19 protein-coding genes and 1 tRNA gene are annotated in these 21,061 nt (G+C 65.6%); 10 read left to right on the top strand and 10 right to left on the bottom strand.

Annotated features, from left to right (window positions below):
* Positions 1 to 21 precede the first annotated feature (21 nt).
* A complete protein-coding gene (locus tag DNX69_RS17320; RefSeq protein ID WP_110787177.1) occupies positions 22 to 1,023 on the top strand; it encodes an NADP-dependent oxidoreductase in 1,002 nt (333 codons plus the stop codon).
* Between the two features lie 69 nt (positions 1,024 to 1,092).
* Here the strand turns inward: DNX69_RS17320 and DNX69_RS17325 are convergent.
* Positions 1,093 to 1,169, bottom strand: a tRNA-Arg gene (locus DNX69_RS17325).
* A 216-nt stretch (positions 1,170 to 1,385) separates the two neighbouring features.
* On the opposite strand from DNX69_RS17325, the gene DNX69_RS17330 reads away from it, so the two are divergent.
* The 3 genes from DNX69_RS17330 to DNX69_RS17340 all read left to right on the top strand — a co-directional run bounded on the left by DNX69_RS17330 (position 1,386) and on the right by DNX69_RS17340 (position 3,782).
* Positions 1,386 to 2,717 carry a TadE/TadG family type IV pilus assembly protein gene (locus DNX69_RS17330; RefSeq protein ID WP_110787178.1) on the top strand — a complete coding sequence of 444 codons (1,332 nt, stop codon included), beginning with the start codon at positions 1,386 to 1,388 and terminating at the stop codon, positions 2,715 to 2,717.
* A 147-nt stretch (positions 2,718 to 2,864) separates the two neighbouring features.
* Positions 2,865 to 3,425 (top strand): YidB family protein, encoded by a 561-nt coding sequence (locus DNX69_RS17335; protein ID WP_110787179.1) that lies wholly within the window; start codon positions 2,865 to 2,867, stop codon positions 3,423 to 3,425.
* Positions 3,426 to 3,497: 72 nt separating this feature from the next.
* On the top strand, positions 3,498 to 3,782 hold the full coding sequence (locus tag DNX69_RS17340; RefSeq protein ID WP_110787675.1) for a GlsB/YeaQ/YmgE family stress response membrane protein: 285 nt from the start codon (positions 3,498 to 3,500) through the stop codon (positions 3,780 to 3,782).
* Positions 3,783 to 3,845: 63 nt separating this feature from the next.
* Here DNX69_RS17340 and DNX69_RS17345 read toward each other — a convergent pair whose 3' ends face one another.
* A complete protein-coding gene (locus DNX69_RS17345; RefSeq protein ID WP_110787676.1) occupies positions 3,846 to 4,628 on the bottom strand; it encodes an SDR family NAD(P)-dependent oxidoreductase in 783 nt (260 codons plus the stop codon).
* 262 nt (positions 4,629 to 4,890) lie between these two features.
* Here DNX69_RS17345 and DNX69_RS17350 point away from each other — a divergent pair, with 262 nt between their 5' ends.
* From DNX69_RS17350 to DNX69_RS17360, 3 genes are read left to right on the top strand one after another with little or no spacing between them, the layout of a single operon-like run.
* Positions 4,891 to 5,955 carry an acyl-CoA dehydrogenase family protein gene (locus tag DNX69_RS17350; RefSeq protein ID WP_110787677.1) on the top strand — a complete coding sequence of 355 codons (1,065 nt, stop codon included), beginning with the start codon at positions 4,891 to 4,893 and terminating at the stop codon, positions 5,953 to 5,955.
* Positions 5,956 to 5,979: 24 nt separating this feature from the next.
* On the top strand, positions 5,980 to 7,140 hold the full coding sequence (locus DNX69_RS17355) for an acyl-CoA dehydrogenase family protein (RefSeq protein WP_110787180.1): 1,161 nt from the start codon (positions 5,980 to 5,982) through the stop codon (positions 7,138 to 7,140).
* A 33-nt stretch (positions 7,141 to 7,173) separates the two neighbouring features.
* The gene (locus DNX69_RS17360) at positions 7,174 to 7,980 is read left to right on the top strand and encodes an enoyl-CoA hydratase/isomerase family protein (protein ID WP_110787181.1); all 807 of its coding nucleotides are present in this window, start codon (positions 7,174 to 7,176) and stop codon (positions 7,978 to 7,980) included.
* Positions 7,981 to 8,131: 151 nt separating this feature from the next.
* Here DNX69_RS17360 and DNX69_RS17365 read toward each other — a convergent pair whose 3' ends face one another.
* The 3 genes from DNX69_RS17365 to DNX69_RS17375 all read right to left on the bottom strand — a co-directional run bounded on the left by DNX69_RS17365 (position 8,132) and on the right by DNX69_RS17375 (position 11,059).
* Positions 8,132 to 8,896, bottom strand: coding sequence for a hypothetical protein (locus tag DNX69_RS17365; protein WP_110787182.1), 765 nt, complete (start codon positions 8,894 to 8,896; stop codon positions 8,132 to 8,134).
* A gap of 2 nt (positions 8,897 to 8,898) precedes the next feature.
* Positions 8,899 to 9,687 carry an enoyl-CoA hydratase gene (locus tag DNX69_RS17370; RefSeq protein ID WP_110787183.1) on the bottom strand — a complete coding sequence of 263 codons (789 nt, stop codon included), beginning with the start codon at positions 9,685 to 9,687 and terminating at the stop codon, positions 8,899 to 8,901.
* Between the two features lie 166 nt (positions 9,688 to 9,853).
* Positions 9,854 to 11,059, bottom strand: coding sequence for an ABC transporter substrate-binding protein (locus DNX69_RS17375; protein WP_165825277.1), 1,206 nt, complete (start codon positions 11,057 to 11,059; stop codon positions 9,854 to 9,856).
* 370 nt (positions 11,060 to 11,429) lie between these two features.
* Between DNX69_RS17375 and DNX69_RS17380 the strand changes: the two genes are divergently transcribed.
* Entirely contained in the window at positions 11,430 to 12,230 is an 801-nt protein-coding gene (locus DNX69_RS17380) for a thermonuclease family protein (RefSeq protein WP_234826995.1), read from the top strand.
* 23 nt (positions 12,231 to 12,253) lie between these two features.
* Positions 12,254 to 13,759 carry a M48 family metalloprotease gene (locus DNX69_RS17385; protein ID WP_110787185.1) on the top strand — a complete coding sequence of 502 codons (1,506 nt, stop codon included), beginning with the start codon at positions 12,254 to 12,256 and terminating at the stop codon, positions 13,757 to 13,759.
* Positions 13,760 to 13,836: 77 nt separating this feature from the next.
* Here the strand turns inward: DNX69_RS17385 and DNX69_RS17390 are convergent, their stop codons facing one another.
* From DNX69_RS17390 to DNX69_RS17415, 5 genes are all read right to left on the bottom strand, one after another.
* Entirely contained in the window at positions 13,837 to 14,931 is a 1,095-nt protein-coding gene (locus tag DNX69_RS17390; protein ID WP_234826996.1) for a CarD family transcriptional regulator, read from the bottom strand.
* 255 nt (positions 14,932 to 15,186) lie between these two features.
* Positions 15,187 to 15,525 (bottom strand): ferredoxin FdxA, encoded by a 339-nt coding sequence (fdxA, locus tag DNX69_RS17400; RefSeq protein WP_110787188.1) that lies wholly within the window; start codon positions 15,523 to 15,525, stop codon positions 15,187 to 15,189.
* Between the two features lie 74 nt (positions 15,526 to 15,599).
* Entirely contained in the window at positions 15,600 to 15,869 is a 270-nt protein-coding gene (locus tag DNX69_RS17405) for an RNA-binding S4 domain-containing protein (RefSeq protein WP_110787189.1), read from the bottom strand.
* A 30-nt stretch (positions 15,870 to 15,899) separates the two neighbouring features.
* Positions 15,900 to 19,205, bottom strand: coding sequence for a helicase-related protein (locus DNX69_RS17410; protein WP_110787190.1), 3,306 nt, complete (start codon positions 19,203 to 19,205; stop codon positions 15,900 to 15,902).
* A 304-nt stretch (positions 19,206 to 19,509) separates the two neighbouring features.
* Positions 19,510 to 20,379 carry a DUF3108 domain-containing protein gene (locus DNX69_RS17415; protein WP_110787191.1) on the bottom strand — a complete coding sequence of 290 codons (870 nt, stop codon included), beginning with the start codon at positions 20,377 to 20,379 and terminating at the stop codon, positions 19,510 to 19,512.
* 300 nt (positions 20,380 to 20,679) lie between these two features.
* On the opposite strand from DNX69_RS17415, the gene rpmB reads away from it, so the two are divergent.
* A complete protein-coding gene (gene rpmB / locus DNX69_RS17420) occupies positions 20,680 to 20,985 on the top strand; it encodes a 50S ribosomal protein L28 (RefSeq protein ID WP_110787192.1) in 306 nt (101 codons plus the stop codon).
* Positions 20,986 to 21,061 lie beyond the last annotated feature (76 nt).

Consider the following 21,061-nt stretch of genomic DNA (forward strand, 5'->3'; position numbering starts at 1 on the left):
CATCAGAACCGAAGGAAACTCATGACCGCGACCATCAACCGCCAGATCCTGCTGATCGAGAAGCCGAAGGAGAAACTCGGCCCGGAGCATTTCCGTCTGGCGGAATCACAGGTCCCCGAGCCGAAGGACGGCGAAGCGCTGGTCAAGGTCCGCTATATCTCGCTCGATGCCGCCAACCGCGCCTGGATGCAGGGCGCGACCTATCGGGCCGCAGTCGAAACCGACAGCGTGATGCCCGGCGGCAGCGTCGCCGAAGTGGTGAGTTCGAAGGCGCCGGGGCTTTCGACTGGCGATCTGGTATTCGCCGACACCGGCTGGCAGGACTATGCGGTGCTCCCGGCCAAGCATCTGGCGAAGCTGCCCAAGGTCGAGCCGATGACGCATCTGCTCAGCGTCTACGGCATTGCCGGCCTGACCGCGTATTTCGGCCTGCTCGACATCGGCAAGCCGAAGGCGGGTGAGACCGTGGTGGTGTCGGCCGCGGCCGGCTCGGTCGGCTCGATCGTCGGTCAGATCGCCAAGATCAAGGGCTGCCGCGTCGTCGGCATCGCCGGCGGCAAACAGAAGTGCGACTGGCTGGTGAACGAGCTCGGGTTCGATGCGGCCGTCGACTATAAGGACGGCGCGCTGTTCAAGGCGCTGCGCGCGGCGGCGCCGAACGGCATCGACGTGTATTTCGACAATGTCGGTGGCGACATCCTCGAAGCCTGCCTGCCGCAGATGAACCTGAAGGGCCGGATCGCCTGCTGCGGGGCGGTCTCGCAATACGACCGCACCCCATCGGCCACCGGCCCGCGCGGCATCCCCGGACTGATCGTGGTGAAGCGGCTGATCATGCAGGGCTTCATCGTGATGGACTACATGGATCAGCGCGACGAAGCGATCGCCAAGCTGCAGGAATGGGTCGCGAGCGGTAAGCTCAAGGTCCAGGAAGACGTCATCGACGGCCTGGAAAACACCCCCGCCGCACTGATCGGCCTGCTGGCCGGCGAGAACCGCGGCAAGCGGATGGTGCGGGTGTGAGCTGAGGGGCAGACCCCGTCGAAGTGACGGCCGGCCGTTGTGCCGGCCAGCCGCTCCGGCGAGCGGAGCTGGCGATCCCGGGATGACTCGAACATCCGACCTACGGTTTAGGAAACCGCCGCTCTATCCGGCTGAGCTACGGGACCGTCCGGCTTGCGGACCAGGCCGCACGCTCGCGTCTCCCATAGCAGAGCGCCCGTCCGATCGCCACCCGGAAGTCGGCGTCGTCGGTGTCGGATCACGTCGCCGGGCGCTCTGGAGCTCGAGGCGGGAGCTGCGGCGGAGTTCTGTTGCCGACTTTAAATCTTACTTAGGCGGCTCCCGCTAGGCTCCCCGTCCGGCAATGTCAGTCGGGCATTCTCATGGCAGTCTTGGGCGCGATAGCTCGCTTTCGTCGTGACCGGCGCGGCAATATCGCCGTGATCTTCGCGATTGCGCTGGTCCCGTTGATTTCGGCGGTCGGTTGTGCGGTCGATTACAGCCGCGCCAATGCGTTGCGCAGCAAGCTTCAGGCAGCGGCGGATGCCGCCTCGGTCGGTTCGGTATCGCGGACGGCACCGGCCTATGTGGCGGCCGGATCGATGTCGGCCGACGGGGCGATCTCGTCGGGCTCCGACGACGCGCTGCGGATCTTCAACGGCAATCTGAGCGGCGAGAGCGGATTTACGCTCGGCAATGTGTCGGCCACGGTGAGCAAGGTCGCCGACGTCGTCACCTCCAAGGTCACGTTCTCGGCGCAGATCTCCACAATGTTCATGAAGGTGGTCGGCATCTCCAGCATGACCGTCGGCGGTACCTCGACGGCCAGCGCAACCATGCCGAAATACATCGACTTCTATCTGTTGCTCGACAATTCCCCGTCGATGGGCGTCGGCGCCACGCCGACGGATGTTTCCGCGATGGTCACGGCGACTGCCAACAGATCCTCGGATGATCATTGTGCTTTCGCCTGTCACGACGTCAACAACAAGAACAACTACTACAATCTGGCGAAGTCGCTCGGCATTACCACGCGCATCGATGTGCTGCGCAGCGCCACCCAACAGCTGATGGACACGGCTTCGGCGACCGCCGTCTATTCGAACCAGTTCCGGATGGCGATCTACGATTTCGGCGCCTCGGCGCAGACCGCCGGACTGCGCAATCTGTTCTCGCTGTCGGCAAGCCTGTCGAGCGCCAAGACCGCGGCCGGCGACATCGATCTGATGTCGGTGAAGGGCCAGAACGACAACAACGATCAGGATACACAATACACCACCATCTTGCCGGCGATCGACAAGATGATCAGTACGCCGGGCCCGGGCACCGTCGATGCGCCGCAGAAATATCTGTTCTTCGTCTCCGACGGCGTCGCCGACGAGTACAATCCCAGCTGCCTGAAGCCGAAGACCGGCAACCGCTGCCAGTCGCCGATCAATCCGGCGCTGTGCCAGACGCTGAAGGACCGCGGGGTCAAGATCGCGGTGCTCTACACCACCTATCTCGATCTGCCGAGCAACGACTGGTACAAACAATGGATCGCGCCGTTCAATGCCGGCCCCTACGGGCCGTCGCCGAACAGCCAGATCGCGCAGAACATGCAAGCCTGCGCGTCGCCGGGCTTCTACTTCGAGGTCAGCCCGACGGACGGCATCGCTGACGCGATGAACGCGCTGTTCAAGAAAGCGGTCGCCGACGCGCGCATCACCAGCTGAGTGGCTGGTGCGCTTTTCGGGCGCTGCGCGACTGCTGGGCCGCCTTGGAAACTCTGTCGCCCCTTCCTACGTTGTGATGCCGGCCAGACGCTGCGCCGGATGGCGGCGTGCCGGACCACATTGGCCGGCACCACATAGGAGGTTTCGATGGGCTTGCTCGACATCCTCAACGGCATGCAGAACGGGCCGCGGGGGCCAGCCGATCCGCAGGACAAAAGCGGCGGCATGTCCAAGTTCACCATGGCGATTCTCGCGCTGCTGGCGTGGAAGGCCTACAAACACATGACCAGCGGTCAGCCGCAGACTGCGCCTGCCAATCAGCCGCGCCAAATGCCGGCGCCCCCACCGGAAAACACCGGCGGTGGCTGGGGTGACTTCCTCAAGGGCGGCCTTGGCGGACTGGTGCTCGGCGGTGCGGCCGGCAGCGTGCTGTCCGGCGGGCTCGGTGATTTGCTGCGGCAGCTTCAGCACAACGGGCTCGGCGATGCCGCCAACTCCTGGGTGGGCCACGGTCCGAACCGGCAGATCGGCCCGAACGATCTCGCCAACGCGCTCGGAGCCGACCAGATCGACGCCATGACGCACCAGACCGGGATGTCGCGCGACGAGCTGCTCGACGGTCTGAGCCGCTATTTGCCGGACGTGGTCGACCGGCTCACGCCGGACGGCCGGCTGCCGACCGACGACGAAGCCTCGCGCTGGATCTGATCGGCTGCGGCGGGGTTGTTGTTGCTTTGGTTCCGAGCGGTCCGGAGCGGACCCTGAGAAAGGATGCTGAAGATGGGTGGGATACTCTGGATTGTGCTGGTCGGCTTCGTGGCCGGAATCATCGCGCGGGTGCTGTCGCCGGGCCCGAACAATCCGCAAGGTTTCGTGCTCACCACGGTGCTCGGCATCGCCGGTGCGTTCCTCGCCACCGCGGTTGGGCAGATGATCGGGCACTACGGCCCGAATCAAGGTGCCGGCTTCATCACCGCGACGGTCGGTGCAGTGGCGGTGCTGTTCATCTGGAACAGGCTGGTGGCGCGGCGGGTGATCTCCGATCCCGGTAACCGCTACCCTTAAGATCCGCGCAGACGCAGCGCGGCCCGGCTCGCCGGGCCACGCTCGTTTCGTTTCGGCGCGGGATCAGCTGGCCAGATGCATGCCGGCGTCCATTCGCACCAGCTCGCCTGTCATGCTGCTCGACTTCGGTGTCGCCAGGAAGCACACCAACTCGGCGATGTCCTCAGCCGTGGAGGCGATCTTCAGCGGCACGCGCGACACCACCATGTCGCGCACCTGCTTGGCTTCCTCCGCGCCGCGGCCCTTGGTGAACCACGGCGTGTCGATGTAACCGGGGCAGATCGCGTTGACCCGGATGTTCGGCGCCAGCGCGCGCGACAAAGACAGCGTCATGGTGTTTAGCGCGCCCTTGCTGGCCGCATAGGCTATCGACGAACCGATGCCGCTGATGCCGGCGACCGACGAGACGTTCACCACCGCCGAAGCGCGGCCGGCCGCCTTGGCGCCGGCGACCAAGATTTCGCGCGCCGCGCGGACCATCTGGTACGGCCCGATCGTATTGATCGCGTAGATGCGCTGGAAATCGTCGGCCGACAATTGATCGAGCAGATGATGCGCGACGTGCTTGGTGGTGCCGGCATTGTTCACCAGCGCGTCGAGCTTACCCCAGGGGGCCGCGGCCGCGACGATTCGCTTGCAGTCGTCGTCCTTGGCGACGTCGCCCTGCACCACGATCACTTCGGCGGCGCCGAGCCTGCGGCACTCTTCGGCGGTCTTTTCCGCGTCGTCCTTGCTCGATGCGTAGTTGATCACCAGCCGCGCGCCGTCCTTCGCCAGGATCTTGGCGGTGGCAGCGCCGAGGCCGGAAGCCGACCCGGTGACGATCACGTTCAGTCCGTCTGACATCTTCACTCCCTCTGCATCGAAGCGGCTTCACGCCGAATTGCCGTCACCATATCGGTTGCGACATCGAGGGCAAGCCGGCAAAGCCCGCGATGTGGAATAAGCCTGCGACTTCAGCGGTTTCGACCATGCCCGCTGCGCAGTCCGCCCCGTGCCGGCCGCGCTTGTGTTCGTTTTCACTTTTCCGCATCATGCCGCGCAACAACAAGACCAGCACGCATGCTTGGCGATCCGCCGGGCGCTGAGTGCGCAACCGGGAAACGCCGTGACGGAGACTGACAACATCGTCGTCGAGACCGCGGAGAAGATCTTCGCCGACCTCGCTGATGCGCAAACTATCAACGCCGATAAAGCCGAGACTTGGAAGGCGCCGCTGTGGCAAGCGCTGAGCGAGTCCGGGCTGCCGCTGTCCTGGGTGCCGGGAGAGTTCGGCGGGGCGGGCGCGAGCCTTGCCGAAGGCTTCGGCGTCCTCAACGCTGCCGGCCGCGCCGGCCTCGCTGTGCCGCTCGCCGAAACCATGCTGGCCGGCTGGCTGTTGGCGCAGGGCAAGATTGCCGTCCCAGACGGGGCGATGACCATCGCGCCGGCTCATCCAAAAGATCGCATCGCGCTGGATGCGGACGGCAAGCTGTCGGGGCGCGCGCGCAGCGTGCCGTTCGCGCAAAGCGTGCAGCATATCGCGGTGCTGGCGCAAAGCGCCGCCGGTACCACGATCGCGCTGGTGGCGGCATCGGCCTGCCGGATCGACAAAGGTCTCGGCGTTGGCGGCGATGCGTCGGATGTCGTTACCTTCGACAAGGTCGCGCCGATCACGACGGCGCCGGCGCCGCAGGGGCTCGACCAGACCGCGGTGATGCTGATGGGCGCCGTGGTCCGCAGCCTGCAGATCGCCGGTGCGCTGGAAACGTTGCTCGACCGCAGCGTCACTTACGCCAACGAGCGCGTCGCGTTCGAAAAGAAGATCGGCAAGTTCCAGGCGGTGCAGCATAATCTGGCAAAGCTCGCCGGCGAGACCTCCGCGGCGCTTGCCGCGGCGACGTCCGCAGCTGACGCGATCAGCAACGCTGAAGGTTTCGACGACGCCGTCTTCCTCGAAGCCACCGCGGCGAAGATCCGCTGCGCCGAGGCTGCCGAGAAGGGCGCGGCGATCGCCCATCAGGTGCACGGCGCGATCGGCTTCACCGCCGAACACGTCCTGCACCGCTACTCGCTGCGCGCGCTCGCTTGGCGCGACGATTTCGGCAATGAGAGCCATTGGGCGGTCGAGCTCGGCCGCAAGGTCGCGGCGCGCGGCGCCGATGATTTGTGGCCCCTGGTCGCTTCGCGCTGACCGCATCAACCTGAGTAGCCCCTGATGACCGCCGCCCTCCGTTTCGATCCGATTCGTCTGCCGCCCGTCTGCGAAGAACTGCGCAAGGAGGTCCGCGCATTCCTCGCCGAAGAGATCGCCGCCGGCACCTTCGACCCGCACAAGCCGCAGCGCGAAGATTCCGATGCGCCTGAATTCTCCCGCCGCGTCGGGGAACGCGGCTGGCTGGGAATGACCTGGCCCAAGCAATATGGCGGCCATGAGCGCACCTTCCTGGAGCGCTACGTCGTCACCGAAGAAATGCGCATCGCCAACGCGCCGACCCGGCGGTTCTTCGTCGCCGACCGGCAAAGCGGTCCGGTGCTGCTGAAATACGCGCCCGAGCACATCAAGATGGACATCCTGCCGCGGATCTGCCGCGGCGAATTGTGCTTCGCGATCGGCATGAGCGAGCCGAACTCGGGCTCCGACCTGTTCGCCGCCAAGACCAAGGCGACCAAGACCGACGGCGGCTATCTGATCAACGGCTCGAAGATCTGGACCACCTCGGCGCACATCGCCGACTACATGATCGCGATCTTCCGCACCTCGCCGCCGACCAAGGAAAACCGCCGCCACGGCTTGACCCAGTTCCTGGTCGACATGAAGTCGCCGGGCATCAAGGTGAACCCGATCGCCCAGATCACCGGGCAATACGAATTCAACGAGGTGGTGTTCACCGACGCCTTCGTGCCGGACGATCATCTGCTCGGCGAGGTCGACGGCGCCTGGAAACAGGCGACCTCCGAACTGGCTTACGAACGCTCCGGGCCGGAGCGCTTTCTCGAGACTTACTACGTGCTCACCGAACTGGTGCGAGCGCTCGGCCCCGATCCGGATACGCGCGGCGCCGAGGGCATCGGCCGGCTGGTGGCGCAGCTCCACACCATGCGGCGGATGTCGGTGTCGGTCGCCGGCATGCTGCAGGCCGGTAAGGAGCCGGTGGTGGAGGCCTCGATCGTCAAGGACATCGGCACCATCTGGGAGCAGCAACTGCCGCACCGGGTGCGTGAGCTCGCCGCCTTCGTCGACGGCGAAGCATCGAATCATGCCACGCTCGACGAGCTGACGGCGTTCGCCACCAAACTGGCGCCGAAACTCACTATCCAGGGTGGCACCACCGAGGTGCTGCGCGGCATCATCGCCCGCGGGCTCGGCCTGCGCTGACGCCGGCGCGTATCGAACGATCGAGGATCAATCATGAGCAGCTACACCGATATCGCGGTCGAAAAGACCGGCCACGTCGCCACCATCGAAATCCAGCGGCCGCCGTTGAACTTCTTCGACATCTCGCTGATCCGGCAGATCGCCAACGCGCTGGACGAGATCGACGCCGATCCGCAAGTGCGCGCCACCGTGCTGGCGGCGCAGGGCAAGGCGTTCTGCGCCGGCGCCAATTTCGGCGATCCGGCCCGGCAGGAATCCGACCCGGCGACCGCGAAGGGCGATCCGGCCGACAGCCTCGGCGAGATCGGCCATCTGTATTACGAGGCGGTGCGGATCTTCCGCGCCAAGAAGCCGATCGTCGCCGCCGTACATGGCGCCGCGATCGGCGGCGGATTGGGCCTCGCGGTGTCGGCGGATTTCCGCGTCACCTGCGCGGAGGCGCGGTTCTCGGCCAACTTCACCAAGCTCGGCTTTCATCCCGGCTTCGGCCTCACCGTGACGCTGCCGGAGCTGATCGGCAAGAACAACGCCGAGTTGATGTTCTACACCTCGCGCCGGGTCACAGGCGAAGAGGCGGTGCAGATGGGCCTCGCCAACGTGCTGGTGCCGATCAACGAAGTGCGCAGCGGCGCGCTGAAGCTCGCGCGAGAGATCGCCGAATGCTCACCGCTCGGCCTGCTCTCGACCCGCGCTACGATGCGCGCGGACCTCGCCGACCGGGTGATGCAGGCGACCAAGCACGAACTCGCCGAACAGACCCGCCTGCGCGCCACCGAGGACTTCAAGGAAGGCGTCAAAGCCACCGAAGAACGCCGCGTTGCGCATTTCAAGGGACGCTGAGCCACAACTCATCACCTCTCCGTTCGTCATTCCGGGGCACGCACGCAGCGCGTGAACCCGGAATCCCGAAGCGTTCTGCGACTCATCGTTTCCACAACTGCGAGATTCCGGGTTCGCTCCGCTTCGCGGAGCGCCCTGGAATGACTAGTTGTTAGGTAGTCAGTCGAAACTCGACGCCGGCGAGGCTGAACCCGTCGGCAGTGCAGCTCACACCCTGCGCCTTCGCCGCCTCGCGGACCTTCTCCGCGTCGCTCACCTTGAACGTCAGCGCGGTCATCGCTTCGCTGGCACCCTGCACGAATCGGAAGCTCGCGTTCGGCAGCTTCAGCTCCGACGCACCGTCTGCAGCCGAGATCACCGGTAGTTCGAGAATCCGGCCCCAATGCGCGGCGAGGTCGGCGGGGGTGGGGCTCTGCATCTCGACCGCCATCAGCGCCTGCGTGGTGTCGGTGCGAATCGCCTTGTCCCAGTCGCTCCCTGCGGGTGGGTACGGCCCGCGGATGTTGTCGCTGCCCGCGGTGTGGTTGAGCTCGATGAAGGCGGCGCGGCAGTCGCGCGGGTGCAGCTGCACGCCGTGATACGGCGCGTGGTCGATGACATTGGCGGTGCGGACGCCGAGGCTGGCGGCGTGGCGGCCGCGCGCGTCGGGATCGTCGCAACAGAAGATCGCCATATAGCCGCCGCGGCCTTGGGTCTTCTCCAGGAAGCGGCCCGCCGCGGTGCCGGGCTGGATCGGCGCGACGATTTCCAGCAGCGTCGTGTCGACCGGCAACAGCACGTTCTCGAGGCCGTATTTTCCGACCTCCGGATCACGGTAGCAGATGTTCAGGCCCATGATCGCTGCGAGACGCGATGCGGCGGGTTCGATCGCGTCAGCGACGAGGCAAATCTGGCGCAGGCGGAGGAACGGAGCCATCGTCAGCGGCCCTTAAACGATGGCGCGCGCTTCTCGACGAAAGCCGCGGCAGCTTCCTTGTGGTCGGCGGTTTCCGCGCAGCGCGAGTGATGCAGCGCTTCGGCGTCGAAGCAGGCTTCGAGCGACAGGCTCTCGGCGTTGTTGATGTTGGTCTTGATGTAGCCGAGCGTCACGGTCGGGCCCTGCGCCAGTGACAGGGCGAGTTCTCGCGTTGCGGCTTCCACCTCGGCGTCGGGCACCACGCGGCTAACGATACCGAGCGCCTGCGCCTCCTGAGCACTCAGCACCGGTGAGGTCAGATACAGGTCGCGCGCCTTCGCGGCGCCGATCAGATGCGTCAGGAAGTAGGTGCCGCCGAAATCGCCGGAGAGGCCGACCTTGGCAAACGCGGTGGTGATCTTGGCGGACGTGCCCGCCACCCGCAGATCGCAGGCGAGCGCCATCGACAGCCCGGCGCCGGCCGCGGCCCCGTCGATCTGCGCCACCACGGGCTTCGGCATCTGATGCAGCAGGCGCGACACTTCCATGCCGCGGCGCAGATTGGCGACCTTCTGCTCCAGCGGCGGCGGATCGCCCGCGGCCGCCATCGACTTGACGTCACCCCCGACGCAGAACGTGCCGCCGGCGCCCTTCAGCAGCACCGCACGGACGTCCGGATCGTCCTTGGCGCGATGCGCCGCCTCGACCAGCCCGCGGATCATGTCCTGATTGAGCGCATTGCGCCGCTCGGGGCGGTTCATCGTGATGGTGAGCAGGCCGCGGTCGAGATGCTGCAGGACGATGTCGGTCATGGCGGGTCCTTGTTGTTATTTGTTTGGCTTCGGGCGCGGCCCTCATCGTGAGGAGGCGCCTAGCGCCGTCTCGAACCATGAGGATGAACATCCCTCGCCCTTCGAGACGCCCGGCTGCGCCCTTCGGGCTACGCCGGGCTCCTCAGGGTGAGGGTGCTGTCGTGTGTTACTTTTTCACCAGCGGGCAGCGGGATTCCGACAGCGGCTGGAACGCCTCGTCGCCCGGGACGGTGGCGAGCAGCTTGTAGTCGTCCCAGCGGCCCTTCGATTCCGACGGCTTCTTGACCTCGAACAAATACATGTCGTGGACCATGCGGCCGTCTTCGCGGATTCGGCCGTTCTTGGCGAAGAAGTCGTTGATCGGGGTTTCCTTCATCTTCTTCATCACGGCGGCGGCGTCGGTGGTACCGGCAGCCTTGACGGCCTGCAGGTAATGCATCGTCTCCGAATAGAGGCCGGCTTGCGCCGAGGTCGGCACCCGCTTGGTGCGTTCCATGAAGCGCTTGCTGAAGGCGCGGGTCTCGTCGTTGAGGTCCCAATAGAATGCTTCGGTCAGGATCAGGCCCTGCGCAGTCTCCAGTCCGACGCTGTCGATGTCGGAGATGAACGCCAGCAACGGCGACACCTTCTGGCCGCTCTTGGTGATGCCGAACTCGGCCGCCTGCTTGATGGCGTTGATGGTGTCGCCGCCGGCGTTGGCGAGACCGATCACCTTGGCCTTCGAGCTCTGCGCCTGCAGCAGGAAGGACGAGAAGTCCGAGGTGTTGAGCGGATGCTTGACGCTGCCAAGCACTTTGCCGCCCGCTTCCTTGATGACATTGGTGGTGTCTCGCTCGAGGTCCTGACCGAACGCATAATCGGCGGACAGGAAGAACCAGGTGTCGAGCCCCTGCTTCACCGCAGCGAGGCCCGTGGTGTGGGCCTGCGCGTAGGTATCGAACACATAGTGCACGGTGTAGGGGCCGCAGGCCTCGTTGGAGAGGCGGATCGAGCCCGGCCCCGAGAACATGATGATCTTACCACGAGCCTTGGCGATCTCGGCGGCGGCGAGCGCGGTCGCCGATGCGGCGACGTCGATGATCGCCTCGACGCCCTGATTGTCCAGCATGTCGCGCGCAATGTTGGCGGCGTTGTCGGCCTTGTTGAGATGGTCGGCGGCGATGATCTCGATCTTGCGGCCCAGCACGGTGCCACCGAAGTCCTCCGCCGCCATTTTGGCCGCGGTCTCGCTGCCCGTCCCGGTGATGTCGGCGTAGAGGCCCGACATGTCGAGAATCGCGCCGAGCTTCAACGGCGGCTGCGACTGTGCGTTAGCAACGGTGATCGCGGCGATCGACAGACATGCGACAAGAGTAGTGCGGAATAGCCTCAAGATTCCCTCCCTGACGAGCGCCATTTCTGATCGTGACGCTTCTGATGATTGCGCGCGATCATGCCGTATCGCCTGTTGCGCGGCAAGCGATGAGGTTTTCCGAGTCGTGGAATGAGTTAGGGTGGCGTGTAGCGACGGATTGCTACACGCCGTGCCATCGAACCGTTCGATGCTTAGTTGGCGATTGGGATGTGAGCGTCGACCTTGCATCGCGACGCTGGAATGTGGCGACATGCGATGTCGGTCATGCGGCGCGGGTCGCTCGATCATCCAGATCTGGCCCATGGGGTGGCGACGACCTTGCGACATTTCACTTCGCCAGGGTCTGTGCGACCGCTAGTCTTGCCCGGTGGCGGCGACCCGAATCGACATGGCGGGCTCGATGGCATTCCGACGAAATCGCGCCCGGTGGGTCGCTGCGATCTGCGGCGGAGCCGCGCTGCTGACGCGGCTGGATTGCGCGACTGCGGCGGGCTGCGCGGAACTGCCTGTCCAGGGCGAAGGTGTGGTGGCGGCGGTGATCGATCCGCGAACGTTGCGGCTCGCAGACGGCGCCGAGGTCCGCCTCGCTGGTATTGAACCGGCCGGCGAACGATCGGATGCCGGTGTTGCGTTGCTCGTGGCGCTGACGGTCGGGCGCCGAGTCGTGCTGCATGGTGTCGACGACGTGCCGGATCGTTACGGCCGGCAGTCGGCGTTCGTTGTCATCGAACCTGAAGCCGCGCTGGTGCAGCGCCGTCTGCTGACCGAAGGCCGTGCTCTGGTCGGCATCGATCGCGTCCCGGCGGATTGCCGGAAGGAGTTATTGGCGGTCGAAGCCGCCGCGCGGGCAGCGGCCTCTGGTATCTGGGTGGAGTGGGGCGTCATAAAAAACGCCGCAAATTCCGGCGATATGGTGTCTCGGATAGGGCGCTTTACCCTCGTCGAGGGCAGGGTCGTCTCGGTGCGGGAGGTCGGTTCGACGGTGTATCTGAACTTTTCCGGTCGCTGGACTCGTGGCTTCGCGGTGACTATTTCAAGGCGCGTCGCGGCAGCGATCGAGACCGCCGGGCTTTCACTCAAGTCTCTGACAGGACAACGAATTCGGGTGCGCGGCTGGGTCGAGAACAGAGCCGGGCCGGGGATCGTCTTGCGCGATGTGGCGCAGGTTGAACGGGCGGGCGGGGACTGAAGGGCTCAGAAGAGAGCAATCGCGTGAATTGGCGTGCAGCACGGCGCAACTTCCGAAAGGGCCGCCGCCCGGTCGCGGCGTGGCTGCTGCTGGGCGCTGCGCTGGTGCTGTCGGGTTGCGGCGACCCGAGCCGGTTCGAAACGGGGCCGGTGGCGGCGGTTCCGGCTGCCAAACCCGCGCGTCCGGCGGCGCAATCGCCGGTGGCGGAACGCGAGCACGAGCGAATCCTGGCGACCTATGGCGGCGCTTATGACGATCCCAAGCTGGAAGCGTTGATCTCCGGCATCGTCGACCGGTTGGTTGCTGCCTCCGATCGTCCGGATCTCGCCTACAAGGTGACCATCCTCAATTCCGGCGCCGTCAATGCCTTCGCGCTGCCGACCGGGCAGCTCTACGTCACCCGTGGGCTGATCGCGCTCGCGACCGACACGGCCGAATTGTCGTCGGTGCTGTCGCACGAAATGGCCCATGTGCTGGCCAAGCACGCCGCGATCCGCGAGGACCAGGCCCGGCAGGCGGCGCTGGTCGCGCGCGTGGTCACCGACATGGGCAACGATCCCGGCATGACCGCGCTGGCGCTAGCCAAGACCAAATTGTCGATGGCGAGCTTCTCCCGGCAGCAGGAGCTCGAAGCCGACGGCATCGGCATCGGCATCTCGGCGCGGGCGCAGTTCGATCCTTACGGCGCGGCGCGGTTCTTGACCGCGATGGAGCGCAACGCGGCGCTGAAGTCCAATCGCGGCGCCAGCGATGGCCGCACCGACTTTCTGTCGTCCCATCCGGCGACCCCGGAGCGGGTGGTCAACGCGCAGAACAACGCCCGTCAGTACACCGCGCCGCAGGGCGGCTGGCGCGGCGACCGCGGCGAGCGCGATCGCGAAGCCTACCTCAACGCGATCGACAACCTGGTTTACGGCGAGGACCCCAGCGAAGGCTTCGTGCGCGGCCGTCGCTTCCTGCATCCCAAGCTCGGTTTCACCTTCCAGGTGCCGGACTCGTTCACGCTCGAAAACACCGCGCAGGCGGTGATCGGTCTGCGCGAGGGCGGCAATCAGGCGATGCGGTTCGACGTGGTCCGGGTGCCGGCGGAGCAGTCGCTTGCCGATTATCTGAATTCCGGCTGGATGGAGAACGTCGACAAGAGCTCGACCGAAACCCTGACCGTCAACGGCTTCCCTGCCGCGTCGGTGACGGCGCGGGGCGAGCAGTGGCAATTCAGGGTATATGCGCTGCGATTCGGCAGCGACGTCTACCGCTTCATCTTCGCCACCCGGCAACGCAACGCCGAGAGCGACCGCAACGCCCGAGACACGGTGAACTCGTTCCGCCGGCTATCGCTGGACGAAATTCAGGCGGCGCGGCCCCTGCGCATCAAAGTGATTACCGTGCAACCCGGCGACACCGTGGAATCGCTGTCGCACCGGATGTCCGGCGTCGACCGTCCGCTCGAGCGGTTCCGGGTGCTGAACGGTTTCGACGCCCAGACCCAGGTGAAGCCGCGCGAGCTGGTGAAGATCGTCGTCGACTGAGCACGAGGCGGCGTCGTGCCACGAAAAAGGCCCGGCTGGTCGGCCGGGCCTCAATCTGTTGGATCGAACCTGCTCGCTTACGCGGCCTCGTCGGTCACCGTCTCGTCGTCAGAATCGCCATCGAGATCCGAGTCGGACCCGGCATCGGCTTCCGCCTCGGCCTTGGCGCCGCGGCGCGGGCTCTTGGCGAGCTGGCTCTCGACTTCCTTGACGGCTTCGGTCTCGGTGATGTGCTGCACCACCGCGATCTCGCGCGACAGGCGGTCGAGCGCCGCTTCATACAGCTGCCGTTCGCTGTACGACTGCTCCGGCTGCGACTCCGAGCGGTACAGGTCCCGGACCACCTCGGCGATCGCGACGATGTCGCCCGAGTTGATCTTGGCTTCGTATTCCTGCGCCCGGCGCGACCACATCGTCCGCTTGACACGGGCACGGCCCTTCAGGGTCTCCAGCGCCTTCTTTACCAGCGCCGGGTCGGACAGCTTGCGCATGCCGACATTACCGACCTTCGCGGTGGGCACGCGCAGGGTCATCTTGTCCTTGATGAAGTTGATCACGAACAGTTCGAGCTTGGCGCCCGCGATCTCCTGCTCTTCGATCGCCAGAATCTGGCCGACACCGTGGGCCGGATAGACCACGAATTCGTTGGCCTTGAAGCCCTGACGCTGGGTGACGGCCTTCTTCGGTTCCTCGACACGCGCAGGCGCCGCAGCCACCGGCTGTTTCACCTCCGGCTTGGCCGCTGCCTTCGCGACGGGCGCCTTCACCTCGGTCTTCACCTCCGCCTTCGGAGCCACAGCAGCCTTGGCAGGCTTCGCCGCCGGCTTGGTTTCTGCGGCGGGCTTGGAGGTCGCCGGCTTGGCGGGAGTTTTTGCAGACTTGGTTGGCATTGCACTTCTTTTGGTTTTCGAGGACTTGAAGGCCGGAGCTTTGGAGGCCGAAGCCTTCGCTGCAGACGCCTTTGCGGTAGCGTGTTTGGTGGCGCTCGCCTTGCTGGCGCCCGCCTTGGTCTGGGTCCTGGAAGCAGGGGCCTTTGCGGCGCTCGCTTTGGCGGCTGTCCGGGTGTCCTTGACAGAAGCCTTCGAACGGCTCTTTGTGGCTCCGCGGCTGGCCGCAGATGCCGGCTTGGCACCCTTTGAAGAAACACTCGTTTTACGCGTTTTCTGTGACACAGCCTGCGCGTGGAACCGCCACGCCCCTGTTCGTTGCTTTTGACGGGGAACCCTTCCCGGCCGCAAAAACGGCATGCCGGAGTTGACGAATGTGCTAAATATAGCACATTCCCCGCAAAAATCAATGATTTATGACGATTCCAGCCCATGCAGGGCGGAGCCCCGGGGCGCAACTCGTCAACAGGGTTAAGGTCAGCAGGGTTAAGCTGGTCGGCCGGCTAGGCCGGCCTTGCAAGACCTTCGGCTGAGTTCGGCTTAGTCGCCCGAACCCGGCTCCGCAGAGAAGTACTTATCGAACTTGCCGGCCTGACCGTCGAACTCCTTGGCGTCCGCGGGCGCGTCCTTCTTCTGGGTCAGGTTCGGCCAGGTCTTGGCGTATTCCGAGTTCAGCGCCAGCCACTTCTCGAGGCCCGGCTCGGTGTCCGGCTTGATCGCTTCGGCCGGGCATTCCGGTTCGCACACGCCGCAGTCGATGCATTCGTCCGGATGGATGACCAGCATGTTGTCACCCTCGTAGAAACAATCCACGGGGCAGACTTCAACGCAGTCGGTGTATTTGCACTTGATGCAGTTTTCAGTGACGACGTAAGTCATCCCAACGCTCCGGAACGGTTCTAATTTTGAGTGTTTGCGTACCGCAGGAGCTCCGCAGCCGCAAGTGAAGATGCCTATTCCCGTGGCATTCCGAGATCGGCATAAAGTCCAGTAACCGACTCGGCGTCGCCGCGGCGCTCCGCAAATCCAACCACCTTCAGCACACGCACGCCACGATCCAACGCAATGGTCAGCACGTCGCCGGCCTTGATGCCGTGTCCCGGTGAGGTCTCGCGCACGCCGTTGATGCGGACGTGTCCGCGTTCGACAAGAGCGGCAGCGCTGGTGCGCGCGCGCACCACACGCGCGTGCCACAGCCACTTATCGAGACGTTGACGCTCCAAGCCCGAACCATCGGCAGTGCCGGCGCCGCGTTAGTCCTTGCGGCCGGCGGTGAGTTGCTCCTTCAGCGCGGCGAGCTTGGCGAAGGGGGAATTCGGATCCATTGGCCGGTCGCGCTCGCGCGGCGCGCTGGAATGCACCTGCCGGTGCGAGCCGCCGCCCTTGTTGTCGCGGCCGCCCTTCGGGCCGCCTTGATACTTGTCCTGGAATTTGTCACGGCCCTTGAAGCGCTCGCGCGGCGGGCGGCCTTCACCGGAGGCCTCGCGACGTCCACCGTCGCCGCCCTGATCATTGCGGTCACGACGGAAATCGCCCTTGCCGCGCCGGCCGCCGCGGTCACCCTTGGCGTCGGCGGACTCGCCTTCGCTGGCGCCGGCGTTCGCGCCGTTCTGCGGACGGTTGCGATGGCGGTTGCGATCGTGACGCGGCCGATGCTCGTCGGAGCGCCCACCCGGACGCCAGACTTCGATCAGCTCCGGCTCCGCTTTGGCGGCCGGCGCAGCTTCTGCGCTGGCGGCTTTGGACGGGGCCTCGTCGGTCGTCGCTGCAGCCGCGGTGGCTTCGCCGGCGGGCTGCTCGGCGGTCTCGGCCGCGGAGGTCTCCGCTGCCGGTTCGGCTGCGGCTGGCAAGGGTTGGTCGAGCACAGGTTGGTCGAGCACGGGCTGGTCGACAACCGGCTCGTTCGCAGCAGGCTGTTCGTCGACGCTCGGCGCGCCACCGGCCACGGCGCCGCCCTCGTCCGTCGGCGACGGTTCGAACGCGATCGCGCCGGCCAAAATGGCCTGGTCTTCGGCCGACATCTCGGTCGCAGCAGAGACCTCGGCCTGAGCAGCGGGAGTCGCGGCTTCGGCAGCCTTCGGGGCCGGCGGCGGCGCCGGGCGCCGCTCCATGCGGTAGCCGAGCGCTTTCAGGATCGACGCGAAGTCTTCGCCGGCCGAACCGGTCAGCGATGTCATGGCCTGGGTGACCACGAAGCTGCGGCCGTCGAAAGCGCCGGCCGGCTTCTCGCCAGGCGCACCTTCGCGCCAAGCCAGCGCAGGCCGGATCAGGTCGGCGAGACGTTCGAGAATGTCGACGCGAACCGCGCGCTCTCCGCACAGACGGTAGCCAAGGGTGCGGTAGGCGTCGCGATCCAGCGCCTTGTCGGCCGGAAACGATGTGCGGCCGCTGCTCGCCAGATGCTGCGCGCTGGAGAGCGCCGCGAGATCGACATTGTCCCGCTTCTGCGCCCACAGCAGCGAGGCGAGCGCCCGCGCCGCCGGCTTCAGCAGCGATGGGAAGTAGATATGGTAGGCGCCGAACCGCACGCCGTATTTGCGCAACGTGGCGCGCGACGGCTGGTCCAGGTCCTTCATTTCGGCCGCGATCTTGGCGCGTTCCAGCACGCCCAGCGATTCGATCAGCTGAAACGCGATGCCACGGGCAATCCCGCTGACATCCTCCGCCTTGCCGAGTTCGAACAGCGGTCCGAGGATCTTCTCGACATGCGTCTTGAGCCACAGATCGAGACGGGTCTGCACCGCCTCGCGCGGCGCCCCGGCGAGCCGGTCGTCCGCGATGATCCGCAGCCGCGGCCGTAGCACGTCGTCGGAGCCCACGAGCCGGGCGACAGCGTCGCCAGTCCAGCGGATGGTCCCGTCGGAGGTCAGGATGAACTGATCGTCCGGCGCGTTCGATAGCTTCTCGGCGCGCGCGTCGATTTCGCCGGCCAGCGCCTTCTGCGCCGTCGCCTGCAACGCCTTCGCATCCGAGCCGGCCTCGGCCGCGTCGGGCGCAAAGGTGAAGCCGTCGAGCCGGCCGATCACGTGGCCCTCGACGATCACCTCACCAGTCTTGCCAATTTCCGTATTCAACATCGTGTTTTCCCGCAGGCGGCGCATCAATACACTGGTCCGACGATCGACGAAACGTTCCGTAAGCCGTTCGTGCAACGCATCTGACAATTTATTTTCGACTTCCCGCGATAATCCCTGCCAATGCTCGGGGTCGGTGAGCCAGTCGGGGCGGTTGGCCACGAAGGTCCAGGTGCGGATTTGTGCAATCCGAGCCGACAGCGTGTCGATTCCGCCGTCGGTCCGATCGGCCTGATCGACCTGGGCAGCGAACCAGCTATCCGGAATCCGCCCCTTTTGCATCAAGAACCGGTACAGCGTGATCACCAGTTCGGCATGGGCCGCCGGTGCGATCTTACGGTAGTCCGGGACCTGACAGACTTCCCATAGCCGCTCCACGGCCGCTTTGCCCTGCGCGATTTCGCGCACCTCGGGGTCGCGGGCCACGTGATCGAGCACGCGGAGGTCCTCGGCGACCGGCGCCCGGGTCAGGGCCTCGTGCCGCGGCGCCTCCGCCAGCGACACTTGCAGCGCGCCGAGCGAGGCGAAATCCAGCTCCGCGTTGCGCCATTGCAGCATCTTCACTGGCTCGAAGCTGTGATTCTGCACGGCGTTGACCAGTTCGGGCTCGAACGGCGCGCAGCGTCCGGTGGTGCCGAAGGTGCCGTCCCGGGTGGCGCGTCCGGCGCGTCCGGCGATCTGGGCGAATTCCGCCGGGGTGAGGCGACGAAACTGATAGCCGTCGAATTTGCGATCGGATGCGAACGCGACGTGGTCGACATCGAGGTTGAGTCCCATGCCGATCGCGTCGGTGGCGATCAGGTAATCGACGTCGCCGGACTGAAACAACGCTACCTGGGCGTTGCGGGTGCGGGGGCTGAGCGAGCCGAGTACCACGGCAGCACCGCCGTGCTGCCGCTTGATCAGCTCGGCGATCGCGTAGACCTCGTCGGCCGAGAACGCCACGATCGCGGTCCGGCGCGGCTGCCGGGTGAGCTTGCGGTCACCGGCATATTCGAGCTGCGACAGCCGCGGCCGGGTCACGATGCTGGCGCCGGGCAGCAGCCGTTCGATCATCGGCCGCATCGTCGCGGCGCCGAGCAGCAGCGTCTCGTCGCGGCCGCGCCGGCGCAGGATGCGATCGGTGAAGACGTGACCGCGCTCGAGATCGGCGGCGATCTGAATTTCGTCGACAGCCAGAAACGACACGTCGAGGTCGCGCGGCATCGCCTCGACGGTCGAGACCCAGTAGCGCGGTTTGGACGGTTTGATCTTCTCCTCGCCGGTCACCAGCGCCACCGCGTGGGCGCCGACCTTGTCGACGATCTTGTTGTAGACCTCGCGCGCGAGCAGCCTCAGCGGCAGGCCGATCAATCCGGACGGATGAGCGACCATCCGTTCGATCGCCAAATGGGTCTTGCCGGTGTTGGTCGGCCCCAGCACTGCGGTGACGCCAGCGCCGGGGACGCGGTCATGGGTAAACGCTTCGGAGTACAGATTGGGCATTTCGACTGAATTTCTGCGTCGTCGCGGTCAGATGTGTGTCACATTGCGACGCCGCAGCAATCGCCGATTAAGGGCTGGAACGAGTCCGGAACGAAACGCGGCCGAATCGCTGACTCGCTGAGGCCGAGGGGCAGGATGCCCAATATCTCGTACCACGGGTTGCTGCACTCTCAAGATCAGGTGAAAAGACAGGCCAAGGTCCTCCTGCGCGAGGCGTCACTGCCGCAGCTCATGCGTTCCGCTAATCCAGCAGGAGTCAACATGATTCAGGTCCGCCGATCGGCGGAAAGCGAGGCGTCACGCGTTATTGCGCCCGGGAAGCCGATTTCGGCGGCGTCGCCTGGGTGATGAATTGCGTCGCTTCCAGCACCGCGTTGCCGAGCGGCGTCGGGATTTTCAGCTTGTAGGGCGCCAGCACCCGCGTGCCGGCGATCGGTGCCAGCCAGACTTCCATGTCGCGCTGCTTGATGAGGTATTTGATCGCCGCCCGATCCGGGATGTAGCCGGACAGTGGCTTGAAATACACCGCGCAGACCAGCGCCGGTCCGCGATAGCCTTTTTCGGCCTTCACCGTTTCGGTGCGCTTGTATTCCATCCGCAGATCGTAGCGCATCCGGCCGTCGAAGATCGGCGTCGACACCCGGCAGGAGTCGGGGCTGAGCACATCCCCGGTGCCGGGCACGCGCAGGAACGACGCGGTCATCGGATCGATCACGCCGCGGCGGTGCGCATCGGTAACTGGGATGCGATCGTCGTCCGGCGGCGGCTCGGGCTCGATGCTTGATTCCTTGACGTTTCCGTTGGCGAGCGTGATCCGGATGGTTTCGGTTTTCTTACCGCCCGTGATGCTCGCCGTGTAATTGCCGGGCACGAGCTGGCCGTTGATCACCCGGCCCTGAGATTCGCCGCGGCCATGGCCGCTGGAAAACGCCTGCATTACGCCGGATGTGGCTCCGGTGGCGGAGGCCGAATAGAAATCGTCGTCGACTTGGATCACCCAGGCGCCCTTGCCGACCTCGATTCCGGCGAGCGATGCTTCGTAGCGGGCGTCGAGCTTGCCCTGCGCAGTCGCAGGCTCTGCCGTCATCACCACGGCCATGGCACCAGCCAGCAGGCCGGCGTGCCGGATCAGCGCGGAAGTGGCCTTGGGCGAGTAGCGGATGCTGGTGCTCACGAACGATGTCCTGCCTGGCGCCGGCGCGCCGTCGATGGGTCAACTCGCACCGGACCGTTCAGTTTGGTGTCGGAACCGAATACGTCCTTTATATGGTGCCAGATGCTTGATGGCGCGGACAATTCCGCGTCGGCAGGTGCCGCGGGTTAGTTCCCGATTCGCCAATTTCGGGTTCCAGCGCAGCCGTCGCTTGACGCTGCGCGCCAGCCCTTTTATAGGTCCGCGGTTCCTGAAAACGGACGAATGATGAAGCCCCGCGCCTGCTGGTGGGCCGGCGGGGGATGACAGAGGATTTTCGCCATGTCTCGGCGCTGCGAACTGACCGCCAAGGGTGCCCAGGTCGGCCACAAGGTCAGCCATTCGAACATCAAGACCAAGCGGCGGTTCCTGCCCAACCTGGTCAACGTCACTTTCCTGTCCGACGCGCTCGGCCGCGCGGTGCGGCTGCGCGTTTCGACCAGCGCGCTGAAGAGCGTCGACCACCGCGGTGGTCTCGATGCCTACCTGCTCAAGGCTCGCGACGCCGAGCTGTCGCCGAAGGCGGTGGAGCTGAAGCGTGCGATCGCCAAGAAGGCGGCAGGCGCGCCGGTTGCTGCTGCGAGCTGATCGTAGCTCCGCGCACTTGATCTCATTTAAATTTTGGCGGCCGGGTCGTTCGACCCGGCCGTTTTGTCGTGCGTGC

The organism is Rhodopseudomonas palustris, from assembly GCF_003226555.1.
In the GTDB taxonomy this organism is placed as follows: domain Bacteria; phylum Pseudomonadota; class Alphaproteobacteria; order Rhizobiales; family Xanthobacteraceae; genus Rhodopseudomonas; species Rhodopseudomonas palustris_I.

Bases quoted from the DNA above. Each gene is read 5' to 3' on its own strand.
- DNX69_RS17320 (WP_110787177.1), top strand. From the start codon at position 22: ATGACCGCGACCATCAACCGCCAGATCCTGCTGATCGAGAAGCCGAAG.
- rpmB (WP_110787192.1), top strand. From the start codon at position 20,680: ATGTCTCGGCGCTGCGAACTGACCGCCAAGGGTGCCCAGGTCGGCCAC.
- DNX69_RS17365 (WP_110787182.1), bottom strand. From the start codon at position 8,896: ATGGCTCCGTTCCTCCGCCTGCGCCAGATTTGCCTCGTCGCTGACGCG.
- DNX69_RS17370 (WP_110787183.1), bottom strand. From the start codon at position 9,687: ATGACCGACATCGTCCTGCAGCATCTCGACCGCGGCCTGCTCACCATC.
- DNX69_RS17345 (WP_110787676.1), bottom strand. From the start codon at position 4,628: ATGTCAGACGGACTGAACGTGATCGTCACCGGGTCGGCTTCCGGCCTC.
- DNX69_RS17360 (WP_110787181.1), top strand. From the start codon at position 7,174: ATGAGCAGCTACACCGATATCGCGGTCGAAAAGACCGGCCACGTCGCC.
- DNX69_RS17380 (WP_234826995.1), top strand. From the start codon at position 11,430: ATGGCGGGCTCGATGGCATTCCGACGAAATCGCGCCCGGTGGGTCGCT.
- DNX69_RS17410 (WP_110787190.1), bottom strand. From the start codon at position 19,205: ATGCCCAATCTGTACTCCGAAGCGTTTACCCATGACCGCGTCCCCGGC.
- DNX69_RS17330 (WP_110787178.1), top strand. From the start codon at position 1,386: ATGGCAGTCTTGGGCGCGATAGCTCGCTTTCGTCGTGACCGGCGCGGC.
- DNX69_RS17355 (WP_110787180.1), top strand. From the start codon at position 5,980: ATGACCGCCGCCCTCCGTTTCGATCCGATTCGTCTGCCGCCCGTCTGC.
- fdxA (WP_110787188.1), bottom strand. From the start codon at position 15,525: ATGACTTACGTCGTCACTGAAAACTGCATCAAGTGCAAATACACCGAC.
- DNX69_RS17335 (WP_110787179.1), top strand. From the start codon at position 2,865: ATGGGCTTGCTCGACATCCTCAACGGCATGCAGAACGGGCCGCGGGGG.
- DNX69_RS17340 (WP_110787675.1), top strand. From the start codon at position 3,498: ATGGGTGGGATACTCTGGATTGTGCTGGTCGGCTTCGTGGCCGGAATC.